Annotated in this window: 19 protein-coding genes; 6 read left to right on the top strand and 13 right to left on the bottom strand. The window is 72.4% G+C overall.

Going from position 1 to position 19,702, the window contains the following annotated elements:
- Positions 1–21: 21 nt before the first annotated feature.
- From CGL27_RS25300 to CGL27_RS25285, 4 genes are all read right to left on the bottom strand, one after another.
- Entirely contained in the window at positions 22–702 is a 681-nt protein-coding gene (locus CGL27_RS25300) for a response regulator transcription factor (protein WP_119990215.1), read from the bottom strand.
- Complete coding sequence (locus CGL27_RS25295) at positions 699–2,033, bottom strand: histidine kinase (protein WP_119990213.1); 1,335 nt, start codon at positions 2,031–2,033, stop codon at positions 699–701. The genes CGL27_RS25300 and CGL27_RS25295 overlap by 4 nt, the downstream gene beginning before the upstream one ends.
- Positions 2,034–2,159: 126 nt before the next feature.
- A complete protein-coding gene (locus CGL27_RS25290) occupies positions 2,160–4,397 on the bottom strand; it encodes an MMPL family transporter (RefSeq protein WP_119990211.1) in 2,238 nt (745 codons plus the stop codon).
- 512 nt (positions 4,398–4,909) lie between these two features.
- On the bottom strand, positions 4,910–5,593 hold the full coding sequence (locus CGL27_RS25285) for a hypothetical protein (RefSeq protein ID WP_119990209.1): 684 nt from the start codon (positions 5,591–5,593) through the stop codon (positions 4,910–4,912).
- Between the two features lie 164 nt (positions 5,594–5,757).
- Between CGL27_RS25285 and CGL27_RS25280 the strand changes: the two genes are divergently transcribed.
- The 4 genes from CGL27_RS25280 (at position 5,758) to CGL27_RS25265 (ending at position 8,394) form a co-directional block, all read left to right on the top strand.
- On the top strand, positions 5,758–6,396 hold the full coding sequence (locus tag CGL27_RS25280) for an HAD family hydrolase (RefSeq protein WP_119990207.1): 639 nt from the start codon (positions 5,758–5,760) through the stop codon (positions 6,394–6,396).
- A 70-nt stretch (positions 6,397–6,466) separates the two neighbouring features.
- Entirely contained in the window at positions 6,467–7,639 is a 1,173-nt protein-coding gene (locus CGL27_RS25275) for a helix-turn-helix transcriptional regulator (RefSeq protein ID WP_119990205.1), read from the top strand.
- Between the two features lie 93 nt (positions 7,640–7,732).
- Complete coding sequence (locus CGL27_RS25270) at positions 7,733–8,158, top strand: hypothetical protein (protein ID WP_240450627.1); 426 nt, start codon at positions 7,733–7,735, stop codon at positions 8,156–8,158.
- A complete protein-coding gene (locus CGL27_RS25265; RefSeq protein ID WP_119990203.1) occupies positions 8,155–8,394 on the top strand; it encodes a hypothetical protein in 240 nt (79 codons plus the stop codon). Before CGL27_RS25270 ends, CGL27_RS25265 begins: the two co-directional genes overlap by 4 nt.
- A 15-nt stretch (positions 8,395–8,409) precedes the next feature.
- Here the strand turns inward: CGL27_RS25265 and CGL27_RS25260 are convergent, their stop codons facing one another.
- The 9 genes from CGL27_RS25260 to CGL27_RS25220 form a co-directional block, all read right to left on the bottom strand.
- Complete coding sequence (locus CGL27_RS25260; RefSeq protein WP_119990201.1) at positions 8,410–9,507, bottom strand: ABC transporter ATP-binding protein; 1,098 nt, start codon at positions 9,505–9,507, stop codon at positions 8,410–8,412.
- Positions 9,504–10,325: an ABC transporter permease gene (locus CGL27_RS25255; RefSeq protein WP_237299938.1), complete on the bottom strand. Its 822-nt coding sequence runs from the start codon at positions 10,323–10,325 to the stop codon at positions 9,504–9,506. Before CGL27_RS25255 ends, CGL27_RS25260 begins: the two co-directional genes overlap by 4 nt.
- A 68-nt stretch (positions 10,326–10,393) precedes the next feature.
- Positions 10,394–11,230 (bottom strand): molybdate ABC transporter substrate-binding protein, encoded by an 837-nt coding sequence (modA, locus tag CGL27_RS25250; protein WP_205587749.1) that lies wholly within the window; start codon positions 11,228–11,230, stop codon positions 10,394–10,396.
- A 65-nt stretch (positions 11,231–11,295) separates the two neighbouring features.
- On the bottom strand, positions 11,296–11,685 hold the full coding sequence (locus CGL27_RS25245; RefSeq protein WP_203348488.1) for a helix-turn-helix transcriptional regulator: 390 nt from the start codon (positions 11,683–11,685) through the stop codon (positions 11,296–11,298).
- A gap of 111 nt (positions 11,686–11,796) precedes the next feature.
- Positions 11,797–13,320: an FAD-dependent oxidoreductase gene (locus CGL27_RS25240; RefSeq protein ID WP_162953067.1), complete on the bottom strand. Its 1,524-nt coding sequence runs from the start codon at positions 13,318–13,320 to the stop codon at positions 11,797–11,799.
- Positions 13,304–13,705 (bottom strand): (2Fe-2S)-binding protein, encoded by a 402-nt coding sequence (locus CGL27_RS25235; RefSeq protein ID WP_119990197.1) that lies wholly within the window; start codon positions 13,703–13,705, stop codon positions 13,304–13,306. The genes CGL27_RS25240 and CGL27_RS25235 overlap by 17 nt, the downstream gene beginning before the upstream one ends.
- Positions 13,702–14,889, bottom strand: coding sequence for an FAD-binding oxidoreductase (locus CGL27_RS25230; RefSeq protein WP_119994538.1), 1,188 nt, complete (start codon positions 14,887–14,889; stop codon positions 13,702–13,704). Before CGL27_RS25230 ends, CGL27_RS25235 begins: the two co-directional genes overlap by 4 nt.
- A gap of 133 nt (positions 14,890–15,022) precedes the next feature.
- On the bottom strand, positions 15,023–16,024 hold the full coding sequence (locus CGL27_RS25225; RefSeq protein ID WP_119990195.1) for a proline racemase family protein: 1,002 nt from the start codon (positions 16,022–16,024) through the stop codon (positions 15,023–15,025).
- 25 nt (positions 16,025–16,049) lie between these two features.
- Complete coding sequence (locus tag CGL27_RS25220; RefSeq protein WP_078642532.1) at positions 16,050–16,970, bottom strand: dihydrodipicolinate synthase family protein; 921 nt, start codon at positions 16,968–16,970, stop codon at positions 16,050–16,052.
- A gap of 476 nt (positions 16,971–17,446) precedes the next feature.
- Between CGL27_RS25220 and CGL27_RS25215 the strand changes: the two genes are divergently transcribed.
- Entirely contained in the window at positions 17,447–19,210 is a 1,764-nt protein-coding gene (locus CGL27_RS25215; RefSeq protein WP_119990193.1) for a cellulose binding domain-containing protein, read from the top strand.
- Positions 19,211–19,291: 81 nt separating this feature from the next.
- On the top strand, positions 19,292–19,636 hold the full coding sequence (locus tag CGL27_RS25210) for a hypothetical protein (protein WP_078642530.1): 345 nt from the start codon (positions 19,292–19,294) through the stop codon (positions 19,634–19,636).
- The last annotated feature ends 66 nt before the right edge of the window (positions 19,637–19,702 follow it).

Here is a 19,702-nt window from a genome sequence, read left to right as displayed (position 1 = left end):
CCGCGACACCGGCCTCGGCGGTCACGGTGCGGGCGGAGCCGCCTGCGCCAGGCCCGTCTGGTAGGCGATGACGACCAGTTGGGCGCGGTCGCGGGCGCCCAGCTTCGTCATCGCGCGGTGGATGTGGGTGCGCACGGTCAGCGGGCTGAGCGTGAGGATCTCGGCGATCTCGGTGTTGGACCTGCCCTCGGCGGCCAGGCCCATCACCTCGCGCTCACGGCCGGTGAGCTCCGACAGGCGCTCCGGGGGCGCGAGGTGGGCGTCGGGGGCGGGGGACATGAGGAAGTTCGTGATGAGGGTGCGGGTCGCGGCGGGTGACAGCAGCGCCTCGCCGGAGGCCACCGTGCGCAGGCCGGCCAGCAGAGTGTCCGCGGTGACGTCCTTGCCGAGGAAGCCGCTGGCACCGGCGCGCAGCGCCTGGGCGACGTAGTCCTCGGTCTCGAACGTCGTCAGGATGAGGACGCGGGTGGCGGCCAGCTCCGGGTCGGCGCAGATCGCGGAGGTGGCGGCGAGACCGTCCGTGCCCGGCATCCGGATGTCCATGAGGACGATGTCGGGGTGGTGGTCGCGGGTCAGTTCCAGCGCCTCCGTGCCGTCCGATGCCTCGCCGACCACCGTCATGTCCTCGCAGGAGTCGATCAGGATCCGGAAGGTGGCCCGCAGCAGGGCCTGGTCGTCGGCGAGCAGCACCCTGATGGTCATGACTCTTCTCCTCCTGCTGGAACATCGGTGGCGGCTACGGCCGCCTGGGGGGCCGTCTCGGGTGCCGCCTGGGGTGCCGAGGGCTGGAGCGGCAGCGCGGTGGTGACCTCGAAGCCGCCTTCCGGGCGGGGTCCCGCACGGAGTTCGCCGCCGATGGTGTGGGCGCGTTCGCGCATGCCCATGACGCCGAAGCCCCGGCTCGGCACGGCCTCGGCGGCATCAGTGCGGCCCATGGTGTCCGTGGTGTCTGTGGTGCCCGTGGTGCCCGTGGTGCCCGGACCGTCGTTGCTGACCGTGATCAGCAGACGTGATCCGGCGTAGGCGATGCGTACGTGTGCGGCGTCCGCGGCGGCGTGCTTGGTGACGTTGGTGAGCGCCTCCTGCACGATCCGGAACGCGGTCAGGTCCACCCCGGGGGAGAGCGGGCGGGGCTCCCCTGCCGTGGTGACCGTGACGGTGAGCCCCGCGGACGCACACGCCGAGACCAGTTCGGGCAGGCGGGCGAGGCCGGGGGACGGCTCCAGCGAGGCGGCGGCCGGGTCGTCGTTCTGGCGCAGCAATCCCAGCGTGGCCTTCAGCTCGCGCAGAGCGGAGGAGGTGGTGCCGGTCAGATCGGTGAGGATCTTCTTCGTCTGCAGCGGGTTGGTGAGCGCGAGGTGGGCGGCCGTACCGGCCTGCGCGTTGGCCAGGGCCATGTGGTGGGCCACGACGTCGTGCAGCTCGCGGGCGATGCGCATGCGCTCCTCGGTGACGCGCAGCCGGGCCTCCTCCTCCCGGGTGCGCTCGGCGTGTTCGGCGCGGGCCTGCACCGATGCCAGGTAGGCGCGCCGCAGCCGGGTCATGTTGCCGGCGGCGAGCGGCAGCATCAGCCAGAAGAAGGGGCCGATCGTCCTGAGCAGCAGGGAGAGGCCGTCCATGGAGCCGACGAACACCGCCGCGGCCATCAGCGCCACCATGGTGGTGACGCCGAAGACGCGTGTGGTCTTGCGGTCGGTGAGCGTGGCCAGCCAGTAGAGCGCCGCCATGACGGGGCCCAGCAGCAGGGGGGTGAGCAGATACCCCACCGAGATCGCGATCACGGTGCAGACCGCGGTCACGACGACGGCGGTGCGCGGGTGGGTGCGGTACTTCAGCAGGGCGAGGCAGGACACGCCCATGAGGACGACGGCGGCCCTGTCCTGGTCGGGTGGGTCGGCGCCGGGCAGGCTGAGATTGCTGCCGAGAGTCGCACCGCCCATCAGTGCCAGGACGAGCATCACGTCGACGACGCGGGGGTAACGGTCGGCGTACTGCTCGAAACGGTCCGTGTAACGCTCAAGGCTGGTGCTCATCGGGCTCTCCGGTCGTTGCTCTGGGGCCATCGTGACCGTTCCCCGCTCCCCGTGCGAACGGCTGCCGGGACCGCCCATGGCGTTCGCCACGGGTGGTCCCGGTGGGGGTGGGTCGGGCGGTCGCCGTCAGATGCGGGCCACTTCCCGGCCGGAAGCCCCGGCCGGCTCCGGGTCCGCTCCCGGGTCTGCTCCCTGGTCCGCTTCCCGTCGGCGGCTGAGCGCCTCGCCCTCCACGTCGACGTTGGGCAGCAGCCGGTCCAGCCACTTCGGCAGCCACCAGGCCCTGTTGCCGAGCAGAGCGAGCACGGCGGGCACGATCGCCATCCGTACGACGAAGGCGTCGAACAGGACGGCGGAGGCGAGTCCGAACCCGATCATCTTGATCATGGAGTCGCTTTCGCTGACGAACCCGGCGAACACCGCGATCATGATCAGCGCGGCGGCCACCACCACGCGCGCGCTGTGCCGGAAGCCGGATGTGATCGCCTGGCCGGGCCCCTCGCCGTGGACGTACGCCTCCCGCATCCGCGAGACGAGGAACACCTCGTAGTCCATGGCCAGGCCGAAGACGATGCCCACCAGGAAGATCGGCATCAGGCTCATGATCGGGCCGGTCTGTTCCACGCCCAGCAGTCCGGCGCCGTGACCCTGCTGGAAGACGAGGACGACCACGCCGAGGGAGGCCAGCACCGACAACAGGAAGCCGAGGGCCGCCTTCAGCGGGACGAGCAGGGACCGGAAGACCACCAGCAGGAGCACGATCGCGAGGCCCACCACGACGACCAGGTAGGGGATCAGCGCGGACTGCACCTTGTCGGAGATGTCGATGTTCAGCGCGGTGGTGCCGGTGACCTCGAAGGTCGCCCCGGTCTCGGACTCGACTCCGGGCCGCTCGCCCCGAATGGTCGTGACCAGGTTCTTGGTCTTCTCGTCGGTCGGCGCCGTGGACGGCACGACCTGGACGACGGCCGTGTCACCGGCCTCGTTGAAGCGGGCCGGGGAGACGGACAGGACACCCTCGGTGCCGCCGATCTCCTTCGCGACCATCTCGGCGGCGCCCTTCGGGTCGGCGGCGCCCTTCGCGTCCACGACGACGCTCAGCGGCCCGTTGAAGCCCGGCCCGAAGCCCTCGGCGAGCGCGTCGTAGGCCCGGCGCTCGGTGGTGGAGGTCGGCTTGGCCTCGTCCCCGGGCATGCCGAGCTGCAGGTCCGTCATCGGCACCGCGAGGGCTCCGAGGCCCACCACGCCGAGCAGCAGCACGGGCAGCGGACGCCGCAGCACGAACCGCGCCCAGCGGCTGCCCCCGTTGTTCCGGGTGCCCTCCTCCTCGATCCGTCCGCTCTTACGGGCCCGCCGCCGGAGCACGGCATTCGGCCAGAAGCCGAGGAACGCCGGAACCAGCGTCAGCGCGACCAGTACGGCGACGACGACCGCGCCCGCCGCGGCCAGACCCATCTTCGTGAGCATCGGGATGCCGACCACCGAGAGTCCGGCCAGCGCGATGACGACGGTGAGCCCGGCGAACACGACCGCGGAACCGGCCGTGCCGACCGCCATGCCGACCGCCTCCTGCGGCGCACGGCCCTTGGCGCGCTCCTCGCGGTAGCGGGAGACGACGAACAGCGCGTAGTCGATGCCGACCGCGAGGCCCAGCATCATCGCCAGGGTGCCGGTCGTCGTGGACAGGCCCAGCGCGTCGGACAGGGCCAGGATGGTGGCCATGCTCACGCCGACGCCGATGAGGGCGGTCAGCAGCGGCAGCCCGGCGGCGACCAGCGAACCGAAGGTGACCAGCAGCACGACGGCGGCTATCGCGACCCCGACCACCTCGGCCACACCACCGGGCCCACCGCCCTGGTCCATCGCGTTTCCGCCGGCCTCGACGGTCAGCCCGGACTTCTGGGCCGTGTGGATGGCCCGCTCGAGCTGGGTCTTGGCGGCGTCGGTGAGGTCGTTGGCGGCGACCTTGTAGGTGACGGTCGCGTACGCCGTCGTGCCGTCCTTGCTGACGGCCTTCGCCTGGAACGGGTCGACAGCGCTCGCGACCTGTGTGCCGTCGGCCAGGTCGGCCACGGCCTTCTCGACGGCCCGCTTGTTCTCGGTGGCGGTGACCTTCTCACCGCCCGGCGCGACGAAGACGACCCGGGCGGTCGCGCCGTCGGCGGTGGCTCCGGGGAAGCGCTGTTCCATCAGGTCGAACGCCTTCTGGGACTCGATGCCCGGCATGGAGAACCCGTCGTCGGAGGCTCCCGGAGCCTTGAGGGCGCCCAGTCCGACGGCGGCAAGGACGGCCGCCCAGACCAGGGCGACGTACCAGCGTCGCCGGAAGGCCAGACGGCCCACTCGGTAAAGGAAAGTAGCCACGGCAGGAGGTCTCCACATCTGGTGCCGACTGTCCGTCCAGGCTCTCTGGGAGGGGGTGGTCGTGTCGTCGTGCGGCTGCCGACAGTTCGCACTACTGAGAACGTAGTAGGGAGGGGGCGAGGGGGTCCGCCGCTGGGACGACGGACCCGGTGGGGTGGTCGGGGTTGTCGGGATGTTCGGGATGTTCGGGCTGTTCGGGGTTGTCGGGATGTTCGGGCTGGTCGGCTTGGTTGGGTGCGGCGCCGTTTCGCGCCTTCGGCGCAATTGAGCAGCGGCGGCGGAAGTGGGGGGCGCGGCGCCGCCGCCGGGCGCCGGGTCGGTGGGTGCGAGCGCCGGTGGCGGCTGCGCTGGTCGGCGGCTGGGGGTGGTGCCGGGCAGCCGGGAGGGGGTTTGGGGTACCCCTCTTGGAAAGGCTTGACAAGTTAGTTGCTTCAGATCAAGCGCTTTTTTTTGGGGAGGGTACCCGGAGGGGCCGTCGGTCCGGATGGGGTCCTGGCGGCGGCGCCAGACCGCTAATGGAGGCCGTGGAGCTTGGTGATCAGACGTCGCAGGAGGGCCACCCGGTCGCTGCCACGCGGTCGGCAGTCCTCCAGACGGCGGACGACCCCCGGCGGCACATCCTCGACCCCGACGGCGTCCACGACCTTGTCGAGCGCGTGAATGCCCCAGTACTGGTTGAAGGCGAGCGGCTCCCTGACGACGGCGTCGGCGAGAAGGGTCAGCGCGTCGGGTACCGGCACCGCGTACAGCCGGGCGTACGCCGCCAGCCGCAGACCGCCGTCCGGGGAGGTGAGCCAGCCGTCGAGGTCGGGGGCCGCGAGCCGCTGGGTGGTGCGCACCAGCCGCGCGAAGATGCCGCTCATACGCTGCGTACGGGCCGATCCACTGGCCATCGACCTACGGACCTCCAGGTATTCGGCGGCCAGTCGGCGCACGTCCGCCAGCGCCGTGGGGTCGTCGGTCTCCGGTCCGTCGTCGCCGCTTCCGACGAGGGCGGCGTCGGCGATGCGCTCGGCGGCCTCGATGCGCTGCTCGACCGCCTCCTTGAACTCCAGTCGGACCCCGCCCGGCAGTTCGATGCTGTTGAGCAGATCGCGCAGCCAGGGCACGACGGCCACCACCAGGAGCGCCACGGTGACGTTGTCTATCTTCAGGTCCGGCGCCAGCACATGCGTGACCGCCACCGCGGCAGCCACCCCGCTCACCACGGACGCGACGACATACCGACGCCACGCGGCCCGCCGCGCAAACCGCTCACCCTGCCTGGGCTCCCCCCGCCTCATGTCCCCCAGCCTTCCCCAGCCGGGGCCACTTCAGGCCGAACAGGCATGGGCCCGGGCCGGCCGCCTACGCTGCCCGCATGATGCGCGCAGTGGTCTTCGACGTCGGCGAGACCTTGATCCGGGATGACCGTGGATGGGCCATGTGGGCGGACTGGCTGAACGTCCCTCGCCATACCGTGTCCGCACTCGTCGGCGCGGTCGTCGCTCAGGGCCGCGACAACGCCGAAGCCCTGCGGCTCATTCGGCCCGACATCGACATCGCGGCCGAGCGAGCCGCGATGAAGGCCGCTGGGGTGGGCGAGGAACTGAGCGAAGTCGATCTCTACCCGGATGTGCGTCCCGCCCTCGCGGCCCTCCGTGAGAAGGGGCTCCGCGTCGTCATCGCGGGCAACCAGACCGCGCACGTCGGCCAGTTGCTACGGGAGCTGGACCTCCCGGTTGACGAGATCGCCACGTCGGGGGAGTGGGGCGTGGCCAAGCCCGACCCCCGCTTCTTCGCCCGCGTCCTGGACCTCGTCGGCACTCCGCCCGACAAGACGGTGTACGTGGGGGATCACCCCGCGAACGACATCCGTCCGGCAAGGGCGGCGGGACTGCGCGTCGCGCATCTGCGCCGTGGGCCGTGGGGACATCTGTGGTCCGGCACTGCTGAGGCGGCCACTGCCGACTGGCAGATCGACTCGCTGCACGATCTCGTACGATTCGCCGCCAGTTGAGGTGAGCAGCCCCGCTGTCGCAAGGCCGCTCGCTACCGTTTGAAGTGGACGCACCGAACGGAGCACCGGTATGCCCGCCGATCTCGGCAAGCGTGTGGCCTATCAGCGCCGCATCGCTCGCATGACGCAACAAGAGCTGGCGGACGCCGCCGGTGTGCACGTCGGCACCCTGCGCAAGATCGAACGCAATGCCCGGGGCGCCGGCGACAACGTGGTGGAGGCCCTCGCGGCAGCTCTCGGTGTCGACCCATCCGTCTTGTTGGGAAGCCGAGACCGAACCGACGCCCGCGTTCACGCCGCGATGCCATCCCTGTCGGCCGTCATCGCGGCGTACGACGTGCCCGACGACGGGCCGGTGCGGCAACTCTGCGAGCTGAGCACAGCAGTGGATGAGGCGGTGACCTGGCGTCTGGCCTCCCAGTACGTCCGGATCGCACGCCACTTACCATCGCTCATCAGCGAGCTGATTCGCGCCTTCCACCTCGCTTCGGCAGAAGCGAAGCCCGAGACAGCGAGTCTGCTCATCGCCGCGGTTCGAACCGCTGACGCAGTGGCGTACAAGTACGGTGCCCGGGACCTGTCTGCCCGTCTGGTCGATCTGATGCGCTGGGCGGCACCGTATACCGACGACCCGCTGCTGGACGCCACCGTCGCATACGTCCGCACCGAGACCTTCTTCGCCGCCCGCGCGTTCACCCCTGGGCTACGCGCACTGGAAGCCGCGTTGGACCGCGCACCCACCAGTGATGATGAGGTGGCAATGGCTGCCCGAGGCGCCTTGCACATGCGCGCCGCTGTCATTGCGGGGCGCGCCGGTCTTGTGAAGGCCGCGGACAAGCACCTCGCGGAGGCTCGGCGCCTGGGGGATGCCGTGCCCGAGAACGTCTATCAAGGCACAGCGTTCGGGCCGAACAGCGTCCGCGTCCACGAAGTGTCCGTCGCGGTCAGCCTCGGTGGTGACCATGTGCGTCGCGCCCTCGACGTGGCCAACGATTGGGCCCCGCCGAGAGACCTTCCTGCCGAGCGCCGCAGCGGGTTCTACATCGAGGTCGCCCGTGCGCAACTGTGGTCAGGGCTGACCCGCGATGCTTTCGAGTCGCTTAAGGTCGCGCGGCACATCGCACCGCAGCACACCCGTGATCACCCGTGGGTGCGAGAGGACGCCGCGACTCTCCGCCGCCTGCGGCGCGGAGATGCCGAGAGCTTGAGCAATTTCGCGGAGTGGTGTCACGCGGGTGAGTGACCCTGGCTGACCCTCTCTGGGTCACTTGCCGCCCTTGCAGCGGAGAACCATCTACCTGTCCACACCGACCAGGCAGATGGGACAGCACCAGCCATGGCAGCCGACTCCCTCAAGTCCGAACCATGGGCGCCACCGCGCGGCGCCGACGTAGAGATGGTCCAAGTCGGCCCGCACTGGGACGCCGTACGGGCGCCGGAGGCGCTTGGCGGGCGGGCGCTGGAGTTACTCGGTGGGGGAACCGGCGCCGTCATCGCCGACTACAACCTCATGTGCTGGCTCATCCGGCCGGGAAGCGCCCAGTACTGGCGACGCATCCGGCAGGTTCAGACGCTCGGTACGGGGCGCGTCGAGACCTCGTACATCAGGGTTCCCCCCATCGACCGCACCAGCGGGCCGTATCTGCACTGGCGCGTTCCGCTCGGGCCAGGCCGGTATCTCACCGACGCCAATCGGCTCCGCGAGGCCCTCGCCCGAGCGGCCGTCGCCGAGCTCGGGATCGGCGAGGAGGACGACCGGTGACCGACGGGGGTTCAGCCGCCCAGCAGCCGCTCGCGGCAGCGCGGGGCATCGAGTTGCCGGATCCCGACACGCTGACCGGACCGCAACTGGAGGGCTGGCACTGCGCCCTGTGCGGGCGGCGGCTGTACGCCGACCAGTTGCTCGGCACGGTCGTGTGGACCTGCGGCAGCAGGCCCCAGGAGGTCGAACTGTGGGTGTGTCGGCCGCTCTGCGGGGAGGGCCAAGATGGCGCGTAGGTGTGCTGGACCGGCTTACGCCGGATACGCGTGGGTCTGGGTCGCCTTGAGGGTGGCCCAGACGGTGCGGCCCGGGTGGAGGGACAGTTCGGCCACCGCCACCGTCGTGAGGTCGGCCAGCAGGGGGAGTTCGCCGGTGAGGTCGACGCGGATCTGGTCGCCGTGCGACTCCATACCGGCGACCTCCAGCCGCCACAGGTTGCGGGCGCTGGAGTCGGGGCGGTCGCGGTGGAGGGTGACCGCGGCGGGTGGGAAGGCGACGAAGACCGGGCCGGTGAGGTCCTCGGTGGTGGTGATCGTGGCGCCGCCGTCGAGCCGTACGGTGTGGCCGTCGGCACGGCCCTGGTAGAGGTTGAGGCCGACGAGGCTGGCGATGTAGTCGGTACGGGGGCGGCGGGAGATGTCCGAGGGGGCGCCCTCCTGGACGATACGGCCCTCCTCCACGACCACGAGCCGGTCGGCGAGCACCATCGCGTCCAGCGGGTCATGGGTGACCAGGACGGCCACCGCCTCGAACTCGGCCAGATGGCGGCGGAGTCCGGCGCGCACGTCGAGGCGGGTGCGGGCGTCCAGCGCGGCCAGTGGCTCGTCCAGCAGGAGCAGCCGGGGACGGGTGGCGAGGGCGCGGGCGAGGGCGACCCGCTGTGCCTGACCGCCCGACAGGGCACGGGGTTTGGCGCCCGCGCGGTCGGTCAGGCCCATCCGCTCCAGCCAGTCGGCCGCCTGGGCGCGGGCCTCCGCCTTCGGCACCCCGTGGCAGCGCGGGCCGAAGGCCACGTTGTCGAGCGCGGTGAGGTGAGGGAAGAGCAGATAGTCCTGGAAGACGACACCGACCGGGCGGTGTTCGGGCGGGGTCCTCAGCCGGCGCTCCGGCTCCTCCAGGGTCCGGCCGTCCAGCCGCAGCGCCCCCGTGGTGAGCGGGGTGAGTCCGGCCAGGGCGCGCAGGGCGGTGGTCTTGCCCGCGCCGTTGGGCCCGAGCAGGGCGACCACCTCGCCGGGCGCGGCGGACAGCCGGAGGTCGAGGCGGAAGGTGCCGCGGTCCACGACGAGGCGGGCATCGAGGCCGTCGGTGCGCGGCCCGGCGTCCTCGGCGAGAGACGTGTCCGTGGTCATGAGGCGGCCATCCAGCGGTCGCGCAGCCCGGCCAGGACCGCGATGGAGACGGCCAGCAGGACGAGGCTGAGCGCGATGGCGGCGGCCGGGTCGCTCTGCAGCGCGAGATACACCGACAGCGGCATCGTCTGCGTACGGCCGGGGAAGTTGCCCGCGAACGTGATGGTGGCGCCGAACTCGCCCAGCGCCCGTGCCCACGCCAGCACCGCGCCCGCGGCCACACCGGGCGCGACCATCGGCAGGGTGACGCGCCAGAAGGCGGTGAAACGCGAGGCGCCGAGGGTGGTGGCGGCCTCTTCGTAGCGCGGATCGGCGGCCCGCAGCGTGCCCTCGACGCTGATCACGAGGAACGGCATCGCCACGAACGCCTCCGCGACCACCACCCCCGCCGTGGTGAACGGCAGCGTGATGCCGAAAGCCGAGTCCAGCCAGCGGCCGACGATCCCGTTGCGGCCCAGCGCGAGCAGCAGCGCCACACCGCCCACCACCGGCGGCAGCACCAGCGGCAGGGTCACCAGGGCGCGCACCAGCCGGCGGCCGGGGAAGCGGGCGCGGGCCAGCAGCCAGGCCAGCGGCACGCCCAGCACCAGCGCCACGGCGGTGGCGGCGGTCGCGGTGATCAGCGAAAGCCGCAGCGCCTGCCACACCGCGACACTCGTGAGCTGGTCGGGCAGGCTCCGCCAGGGCGCGCGGACCAGCAGCGCCACCAGCGGAAGCACCAGGAAGACCAGGCCGCCGAGGGCGGGCAGCAGCAGCGGCAGCGGGACCCCCGTCCGGAAGCGGGGGGTGCCGGACCGTCGGCGCGAGCCACCGTCCAGAACCTCCGCCGGGCCGGTCGCGGCGTCCGGCACTGCCCCCGCCTTCGGCGTCCCCGCCTTCGGCTCCGTCACGGCTTGAGGAAACCGGCCTCGCCGAGCACCTGCTGGCCCTGCGCGGACTTCACCAGGTCGATGAAGGCGGTGGCCGCCTCGGCGTTGGGGGCGTTCTTCAGCAGGGCGATCGGATAGTCGTTGATGGCCTGCTTGGACTCGGGGAACTCCACGCCCGCGACCTTGCCGCCCGCCGCCTTCACATCGGTCTTGTAGACGACGGAGGCGTCCACCTCCTTGAGCTGCACCTTGGTCAGCGCGCCCTTGACGTCCTGCTCGTACGAGACCGGGGTGAGCTTCAGCTTGGACGCGTCCAGCGCCTTCTGGGCCGCCGCGCCACAGGGCACCTCCTTGGCGCACAGCGCGACCTTCAGCCCGGAGCGGGTGAGGTCCTTCAGCGTCGCGATCTTCTTCGGGTTGCCCGGGAGGGTCGCGATCTCGAGCTGATTGCGGACGAAGGTGGCCGGGGTGCCCTTGGCGTCCTTGGCGTCGGTGACGGTCTTCATGGTCTTCGGGCTCGCGGCGGCGAAGACATCGGCGGGCGCACCGGAGGTGATGCTGGCCGCGAGGGCGTCGCTGCCGCCGAAGTTGAAGGAGACCTTGGTGCCGGGGTGTTCCTTCTCGAAGGTCTTGCCCAGCGCGGTGAAGCTCTCCTTCAGCGAGGCCGCCGCGAACACGGTCACCGTGCCGGACGGCTTCTTCGAGGAGGAGCCGGAGTCGGACTTCTTGGAGGAGTCGTCGGAGTCGCCGGAGGAGCAGGCGGTGAGCGCCATGGCGGCGAGCGCGAAACCGCCCACCGCACGGTAGGTCCAACGGACTCGCGGTCGGGATCCGGGTACGGAACGGGTCGTCATGGAGTCTGTCTCTCCCTCTCTGCCTCTGCTGCCGCTGCCGCCTCTGCCGCTCTCGGCGCGCGTGCTCACGGGGTTTCCACGACCACGTTGGTCGACTTGATCACGCCGACGGCCGGAACGCCGGGCTCCAGCTTCAGCTCCTCCGCCGACTCCCGGCTGATCATGGACACCACGCGGAACGGCCCGGCCTGGATCTCCACCTGCGCGGACACATCGCCCAGGATCACCTCGGTGACGATCCCCGAGAAGCGATTGCGGGCCGAGGAGCCGGGGTTGTCGCGCTCCGCGCTGCTGGCGACCTCGCGGGCGAACGCGGCGAGCGCCGGGCCCGGGATGATCCGGCGCCCCTGCTCGTCCCGTTCGGCGGCCAGCCGTCCGCTGTCGACCCAGCGCCGCAGGGTGTCGGCGCTGACCCCCATCAGGGCCGCGGCCTCACCGATCCGGTACGTATGCATCCGCCGATGGTAGCGCCGCATCTGCGAGCCGGTACACGGCGGTCAGGTGGTATTCGTCCAACGATTCGGGTACGAAGGCTGGCATCTGCGCGAGGGGAAACGAACGTGAGCTCAGGGCTCGCCGTCGGCGCCGGTTTCGGGCTCCCCGTCCGCGGCGGCTCCGGGCTCCCCGTCCGCGGCGGCTCCGGGCTCCCCGTCCGCGTCGGCTCCCGGCTCCTCGTCCCCGTCCGCCATCCCCGCCAGCTCCCCCAGCGTCACCGGGGCCGCGAACGGCCGTGCCGAGAGCGGCCGTAGATCCTCCGCCGTGGCCGGGCGGCCGGTCAGCGACGCGGTGACGGCGGCGACGGCGAACCCGCAGATCCGGCCCTGGCACCAGCCCATCCCCGGGCGGGCCAGGAGCTTCATGGTGCGGGGGTCCTCGGCACCGAGCTCGCTGCGGGCGCGGCACAGCTCCCCGTAGGTGACCTCCTCGCAGCGGCAGACCACCGTGCGTTCGGTCAATCGGTCAGTCCACCCGGCGGGCACGGGGTAGGTGCGGTGCAGGGCGGCGGCGAAGGCCCGGCCGTGGCGGATCGTGGTGCGCAGCCGTCGCACGGCGCGCGGATCGACCGGCAGCCCGTGGGCCGCCGCCAGGGTCAGGGCGGCCATGCGTCCCTCGGCGACGGCCGGCGCGGCGCCGCCCACGCCCGTGGTCTCCCCCGCGGCCAGGACGCCCGGGACGGTGGTGCGCTGGCGGGCGTCGACCACGGCGACGAGGGAGCCGTCGAGGTCGCGCCGGGTGGCGGCGCCGACCATCAGGGGCAGTTCGAGGGCGGGGGTGAACCCCCAGCCCAGCGCCACCAGATCGGCCTCGAGCACCTCGCCGCCGTCGAGCCGCACCCCGCGCACCCGGTCCTCGCCCAGGATCTCGGTCACCGCGGCCCGTGTCCGGTACGGGATGCGGTGGCGGGCCATCAGCGCCGCGTACCGCAGCGCCTCGGCGGACTTGGCGGGCGCCCGCGCCGCCCCGCCCAGGTGGCGCAGCCAGCCGTGCGCCGGGTTGGCCTCGCATACGGCCAGGACGCGCACACCCGCCTGAGCCAGGCCCGTCGCCACCGGCAGCAGGAACGGGCCCGTGCCCGCGACCACCGCCCGACGGCCCGCCGCCGTCCGATGCCCCTTCAGCAGCGCCTGGACACCTCCGGCCGCCATCACCCCGGGCAAGTCCCAGCCAGGAAGCGGCAGTTGGCGGTCGTGGGCGCCGCAGCAGAGCACCAAGGCGCGGGCGCACACCCGGTCCCGCTCGACGGGGGCCGTGTCGTACGGACCGTTCAGGCGCAGGGTGAACGGCCCGGTGTCCGGGCGGGGGCGGTCGATCAGCCAGACCTGATGGCCGGGGAGGTAGTGGAGGCGGCCGAGGCGACGCTGGTGGTGCAGCCGGGCGCGGAGGCGGGCGAAGAGCCGCCCGTCGCGGTGGCCGGGGTGCGGGGAGTGTTCGTCGTCGTGGCGCCAGTACTGGCCGCCGGGCAGGCGCCCCGCGTCGATAAGGGCCACTTCCAGGCCCGCCTCGGCGGCGCCGACGGCGGCGGAGAGCCCGGCGGGTCCCGCGCCCACGACAGCCACGTCATACGTCGGCGGATCAGTCGACATCGCCATCACCGCCGCCTTCGCCGTCTACACCGCTATCGACACCGCCACGGCTGCCGTCACGGCCACGGTCACCGCCACCGCCACCACCGCCACGGTCGCCGCCACCGCCCTCCGCCGACAGCCGCATCCCGTCCCGTGCCGGGACCAGGCAGGCCCGCTGGCCGGGTCGCCCGTCCACGGTGATCAGGCAGTCGAAGCACACCCCGATCCCGCAGAACAGCCCGCGCGGCCTGCTCTCCCGCCGCGTCGTCCGCCAGGCCACGATCCCGGCGGCCACCAGCGCCGCGCCCACGCTCTGCCCGGGCAGCGCCGTGACCGTCGCGCCGTCGAAGGTCAGCCAGTACGGCGGCGATCCCGTGCCGACGACGGGCTCACTTCCCGCGTGGCTCATCCGCGTCCTCCTCCGCCTGCGAAGCGTTCGGGGGCGAACGGCGTCAGGTCCAGCTCCGTCGCCTCCCCGGTCAGGGCCTGCGCGATCAGCTTCCCCGTCCCCGCCGCGAGGCCGATGCCCGCGCCCTCGTGGCCGCAGGCGTGCCACAGCCCGGGGGCGCGCGGGTCGGGGCCGATGACCGGCAGATGGTCGGGGCAGTACGGCCGGAAGCCCGCGTACACGCGCATCGCCCGCACCGACGCCAGCACCGGGAACAGCCCGATGGCGCCCCGGGCCAGCGCCCGTAGGGCGGCGGGGGACGGCCGCCGGTCGAAGCCGACCCGCTCCCGGGTGGAGCCGATCAGCACCGTGCCGCCGCCCGTGCCCTCCACGACCGGCGACGCCTGAAGCTCCGCGTCCGAACTGGCCACGGCGTCCACGTAGTCGGCCGCGTAGACCTTGTGCCGTACGGTCGCGGGCGGCAGGGGTTCGGTGACGAGGACGAAGCCCCGGCGCGGCAGCACCGGCAGCTCGACGCCCGCGAGCCCCGCCACCGCACCGGCCCAGGTGCCCGCCGCGTTCAGGACGGCGGGGGCGCCGACCGTGCCGTGGGGGGTCCGTACGCCGATGACCGGTGAGCCCGCGGGCCCGCCGCCGGGCCGCAGGAACCCCACCACCTCCGTCCGCGTCCGCACCACCGCTCCGCGCCGCCGTGCGAGCCTCAGCAGATGCGCCGCCGCCAGCATGGGCTGCACCTGGGCGTCCTGCGGATACAGCGCGCCCCCGGCGGCCTCGCGGGTCAGCCGCGGTTCGAGGGCGTGGAGCTCCGCCCCGGACACCTCCCGTACGTCGACACCGAGGGCCCGCTGTCGCTCGGCCAGCGTCCGCAGCGCGCCCAGGGCGGTGGGTGAGGAGGCCACCACCAGCCCGCCCTTGGACTCGAACTCCCACAGCCCGCCGTACGCGCCCAGGTCCTCGCCCCACACCCGCCGCGAGTACTGGGCGAGTTCCAGCTCCGGGCCTGGTTCCTTGTCCGAGACCAGGACGTTTCCCTCGCCCGCGCCCGAGGTGCCGCCCGCGACGGCGCCCCGGTCGACCACCACGACCCGCAGCCCCGCCAGGGCGGCGAACCAGGCGGCGGCCGCACCGACCACTCCGGCGCCGATGACGACCAGGTCGGCGGTGCTCGGCAGCTCCTCGGCGATCCCGGGAGTCGTGATGCGCCGGTCCGGGGTCACGACCGGTCACGCAGGCTTTCACTCTTGCCGAGCGGCCCCGGGCCGCAGGGGCGCCCACGGGAATCGGATGTCTTTCCCACCATCGCCATGCTCGCTCCCCCTACATCAAGAACCCGGCCGGAAACGGATCGTCGGGATCGAGATGGAACTGCGCGGTGCCGGTGACCCACGCCCGTCCGGTGATCGCGGGCACGACGGCGGGCACCCCCGCCACCGTGGTCTCCTCCAGCAGCCGCCCGATGAACCGTGTCCCGATGAACGACTCGTTCACGAACTCCTCGTCGAGGCCCAGCTCACCGCGTGCGTAAAGCTGCGCCATCCGCGCGGAGGTGCCGGTCCCGCAGGGGGAGCGGTCGAACCAGCCCGGATGGATGGCCATGGCATGGCGGGAGTGGCGCGCCGTCGACCCGGGGGCCTTCAGATAGACATGGTGGCAGCCGGTGATGTCCGGCCGCTCGGGGTGGTGCGGCGGCTCCTGCGCGTTCACCGCCTCCATGATCTTCAACCCGGCGGTCAGCAGCTCCTGCCCCGCCGCCCGGTCGAACGGCAGCCCGAGGGCGTCCAGATCCACGATGGCGTAGAAGTTGCCGCCGAACGCGATGTCGTAGCGCACCTCGCCGAAGCCGGGGACCCGCACCGTACGGTCCGTGGCCAGGCAGAACGAGGGCACGTTCCGGATCGTCACCGAGGTCGCGGCCCCGTCGCGTACGGCGACGTCCGCGACCACCAGGCCCGCCGGGGTGTCCAGGCGGATGGTGGTGACCGGCTCGCGCACCTCGACCATCCCGGTCTCGACCAGCACCGTGGCCACCCCGATGGTGCCGTGCCCGCACATCGGCAGCACCCCGGACACCTCGATGAAGAGCACTCCGTGATCCGCGTCCGGCCGGGTCGGCGGCTGCAGGATGGCCCCGCTCATCGCGGAGTGGCCGCGCGGTTCGTACATCAGCAGGGTGCGCAGATCGTCCTGGTGCTCGATGAACCACCGGCGGCGCTCGGCCATGGTCGCGCCCGGGAGCGTCCCCACCCCGCCGGTGACCACCCGGGTGGGCATGCCCTCGGTGTGGGACTCCACGGTGTGCAGGACCCGCCGCGACCTCACCGGCGCCCCTTCGCCGAGGGGCCCTTCACCGGTACCCCAGCCCGAGCACCGTCTCGGTCTCCCGGACGACGCGCGCCGCCACCTCGCCGGTCAGCCGCGAGCGCGGCGGCCGGCAGGATCCGCCGCGCAGCCCGGCGAGGTCCATGGACACCTTGATGGCCTGGACGAACTCGGTCCTGGAGTCCCAGCGCAGCAGCGGATGCAGCGCGCGGTACAGCGGCAGCGCCTTCTCCAGGTCCGTGCCGACACCCGAGGTGGCGAGCCGGTACAGCTCCACGGTGGCCTCGGGAATCGCGTTCGGATACCCGGCGATCCACCCCACGGCCCCGGCGAGCCCCAGCTCCAGCAGGACGTCGTCGGCGCCGATCAGCAGATCCAGCCCGGGGGAGCGCTCGGCGATCTCGTACGCCCGCCGCACATCCCCGCTGAACTCCTTGACCGCGACGATCAGCCCCTCCCCGTGCAGCTCGGCCAGCAGCTCCGGGGTGAGGTCGACCTTGGTGTCATGGGGGTTGTTGTACGCCACCACCGGCAGCCCGGCCCGCGCCACCTCGCGGTAGTGGCCGACCACGGCCTCCCGGTCGGCGCGGTAGCTGTTCGGCGGCAGCGCCAGCACCGCCCGCGCCCCGGCCTCCCGCGCCTGCTCCGCCCACCGCCGGCTCTCCAGCGCCCCGTACGCCGCCACCCCCGGCATCACCCCGAACCCCTCGGGCGCCGCCTCCACGGCCACCCGCACCACCCGCGCCCGCTCCTCGTCCGTCAGGGTCTGGTACTCCCCCAACGACCCATTGGGGCAGACCCCGTCACATCCGTGCTCGGCGAGAAACCGCACATGGGCGGCGTATCCCTCGTAGTCGACCGACAGTTCGTCATCGTCATGGAACGGAAGCGCCGTGGCGACATGAACGCCACGCCAGGGCGCGGAAACACCGGGAATCTCGGGCATGCGGAACCTTCTCGGCGAGGGGACCAGGCCACTTGTCCATTCAACGGTAACAGTGCAATGTCACACCGCACAGACCTCGGCGCGCGGCTGGTCATGGCGATGAGGCACCGGACCGGAGGCCGGGGCGGGCCTCACCGGAAGTCACCGGAAGCGCACAGGAGTTCACACGGCGAACGGTGCGGTCTGGACCTTTTGCAGCATGCAACTTCTTGTCGCATCGGGCAGTGAACGTGACTACTATTCACCTCAATTCGGCACGACCTCACGGCTTGTCAGGCAGCTCGAAATCCCTAAACGGGGACTGCTCTACGTCTCTTGTCAGCCAGGTCACCGGCGTGAAAGGCTCGGCCCGCCCCGTAAGGGGAATCCCCAACTCCGAGGCAGAGCTGTGCTGTTGGCTGACCACCCCGCGGCCCGTTTATGAGAGGGTTGCCCCCGGCGGGGGCGCCGCTGTTCGTGAGTGAGGAATTGCCTCCATGCCCGACCACTCATCCCCCAGGGAATCTCCCGGGGACGGCTCCCCGGCGCGCCACGGTTTCGCCGAAGCGCCCGCCGAGGAAGTCGATGGCGCGGCCTCCGCGACGGCGCTGCTGGGCGCCTATTGGGAGGCGGTCGCCGATTACGCGGAACTGTGCACGACCACTCCCGAAGACGGGATGCGGCTCGCCACCGAGGCGTTCCGGCGGGGTATTCGGGAGACCCGCCACCGCCGCGCCCGGGGCTTCGGCAAGCGTCTCCCGTGGCTTCCGCTCTTTCTGACGTCGGTACGGAAGACCGCCGCCGACTGGCACGCCCACCGCCACGGCGACCGGCTCAACCCGGAGCTGCGGACGTGGCTGACCTCCGACCTCGCCGCCCGCTTCGCCGCCCCGCCCCGCGACCAGCCGCTCGCCCTGCGCGCTCTGCGGGATCTGCCGGAGGCGGACGGGGAGCTGCTGTGGCTGGTCGAGGTGGAGGCGCGGTCCACGGAGGCGGTGGCCCGGCAACTGGGCTACGACCCGGAGTACGCCACCGAGGAGATCGCCCGGGTCCGCGCGGCCTTCCGTGAACGGTGTCAGCGCGCCCATATGGACACCCTCACCGACGAGGAGTGCCGCAGCTACGCCAAGCTGCTGGACGCCGCCACCCGGGCGCCCGACTCGCCCTCACCCGCCGACCTGTGGCAGCACCTCGCCCGTTGCCGGGCCTGCCGTGACGCCGCCACCTGCATGTATGTGGACGGCGATGGGCTGCCCGGCGCGCTGACGGGCGGGGTCATCGGCTGGGGCGCGCACCCCTATCTCGCGCGGCGCCGCGCGCTCGCCGAGCGGGCCCCGGGCACCCGGCCGAGCGCCCGCGCCGCAGCGCCCACCGCGCACGCGGTCCGCGCGCCGCTGTGGGAGCGGCTGCGCGACCGGGTCCTGGACGTGATCGGGGCGCGGCGCGGCAGACGGGCCGGTGACGCGGAAGGCAGAGCCGGAGCGGGCGGCAGAGCCGGAGCGGATAGTGCGGGTGCTTCCCGCCCCGGGGGACACCGGGTCAGTCGGAGCCGCGCCTCCCGCCGCCGGTTACGCAGGGCCCGTACGACGGTCATCCTGGCGGTGATCGCCATCGTCGCCCTCGCCACACTGGTCGCGCTGACCAGAACCGCCGCGGACTCCGACGACCGCAGCAACGGGTACCTGGGCCCGGAGGAGACCCCCAGCCTGGCCCCCGCCACCTCCTCACCGAACAACCCCGGCGCCCCCGCCTCCCCGAGCCCCTCGAAGGGCGGGAGCGACGGCAAGGACCCGGGCGAGGGCTCCGGCCACGACCCCGGCAAGGGCTCGACGAGGAAGCCCGGTCACTCCCCCTCCGCGTCCCCCTCGCCCTCCAAGGGCGACTCAGGCTCCGGCTCCGCCTCCGGCCACGGCGGAAGGCCGCCCTCCGACCGGAGGTCCGGCGAATACGCCGACTGCACGGCCCGCTTCCACCTGGTCACCGAATGGCCCGACGGCTTCAAGGCGGCCGTCACCCTCACCTCCCGCAAGCCCCTCGACGACTGGCGGGTCACCTGGACCTTCCGCGACTCGCAGCGGGTGACCCAGATGTGGGACGGGGACTTCACCCAGCACGGCTCGAAGGTGACCGCCACCGCCGCCGACTACAACAGGCGGGTCAAGGCGGGCGGCTCCCTCTCCGTGGGCTTCCTCGGCACCTGGAACGACGGCAACCGGCCGCCCGGATCCTTCACCCTGAACGGCCGCCCCTGCTCGGACTGACGACACGCTCCGCCCGGCCCGAACGGCGTTCCCACCCGGATGGCGGAACAAGTCCTCCGTCCAGGGGGAAAACATCTCGGAGTGAGCAGTGTCCTGAGCGGCATCGTGACCCTGCCCCCCGACGCCCCCGCCGGGCGGGCGGCGCGGGTGGTGGTGGAGGTGCGCAACGTGTCCCGCTCCGATACCCCCGAGTCGATCGTGGCGGCGCAGGTCCTCACCGATGTGCCGCTGAGCCCGGGAGGCCACGTCCCGTTCAGTGTCACCGTCCCGGTTGAGCTGGTCCCGGGCGACAACTACGGGCTGCGGGTCCATGTGGACGTCAGCGGCTCCGGTGTCATGGAGAGCGGCGATCTGGTCAGCGCCGAGGCCAACCCCGTACCGGCCGGATCCACCGCCGGGCTGATCGCCTCGGTCACACTCGTCTGAGGGGACCCCGGCGCGATGCCGCGCCGGGGACCTCCCGGCTCCTTGTGATCACTTGCCGTTCGGGGT

This window comes from Streptomyces sp. 11-1-2 (genome assembly GCF_003595545.1).
Classification (GTDB): domain Bacteria; phylum Actinomycetota; class Actinomycetes; order Streptomycetales; family Streptomycetaceae; genus Streptomyces; species Streptomyces hygroscopicus_B.
The sequence above is the reverse complement of the archived record's forward strand: the minus strand, read 5'-3'. Positions and strand labels throughout refer to the sequence as shown.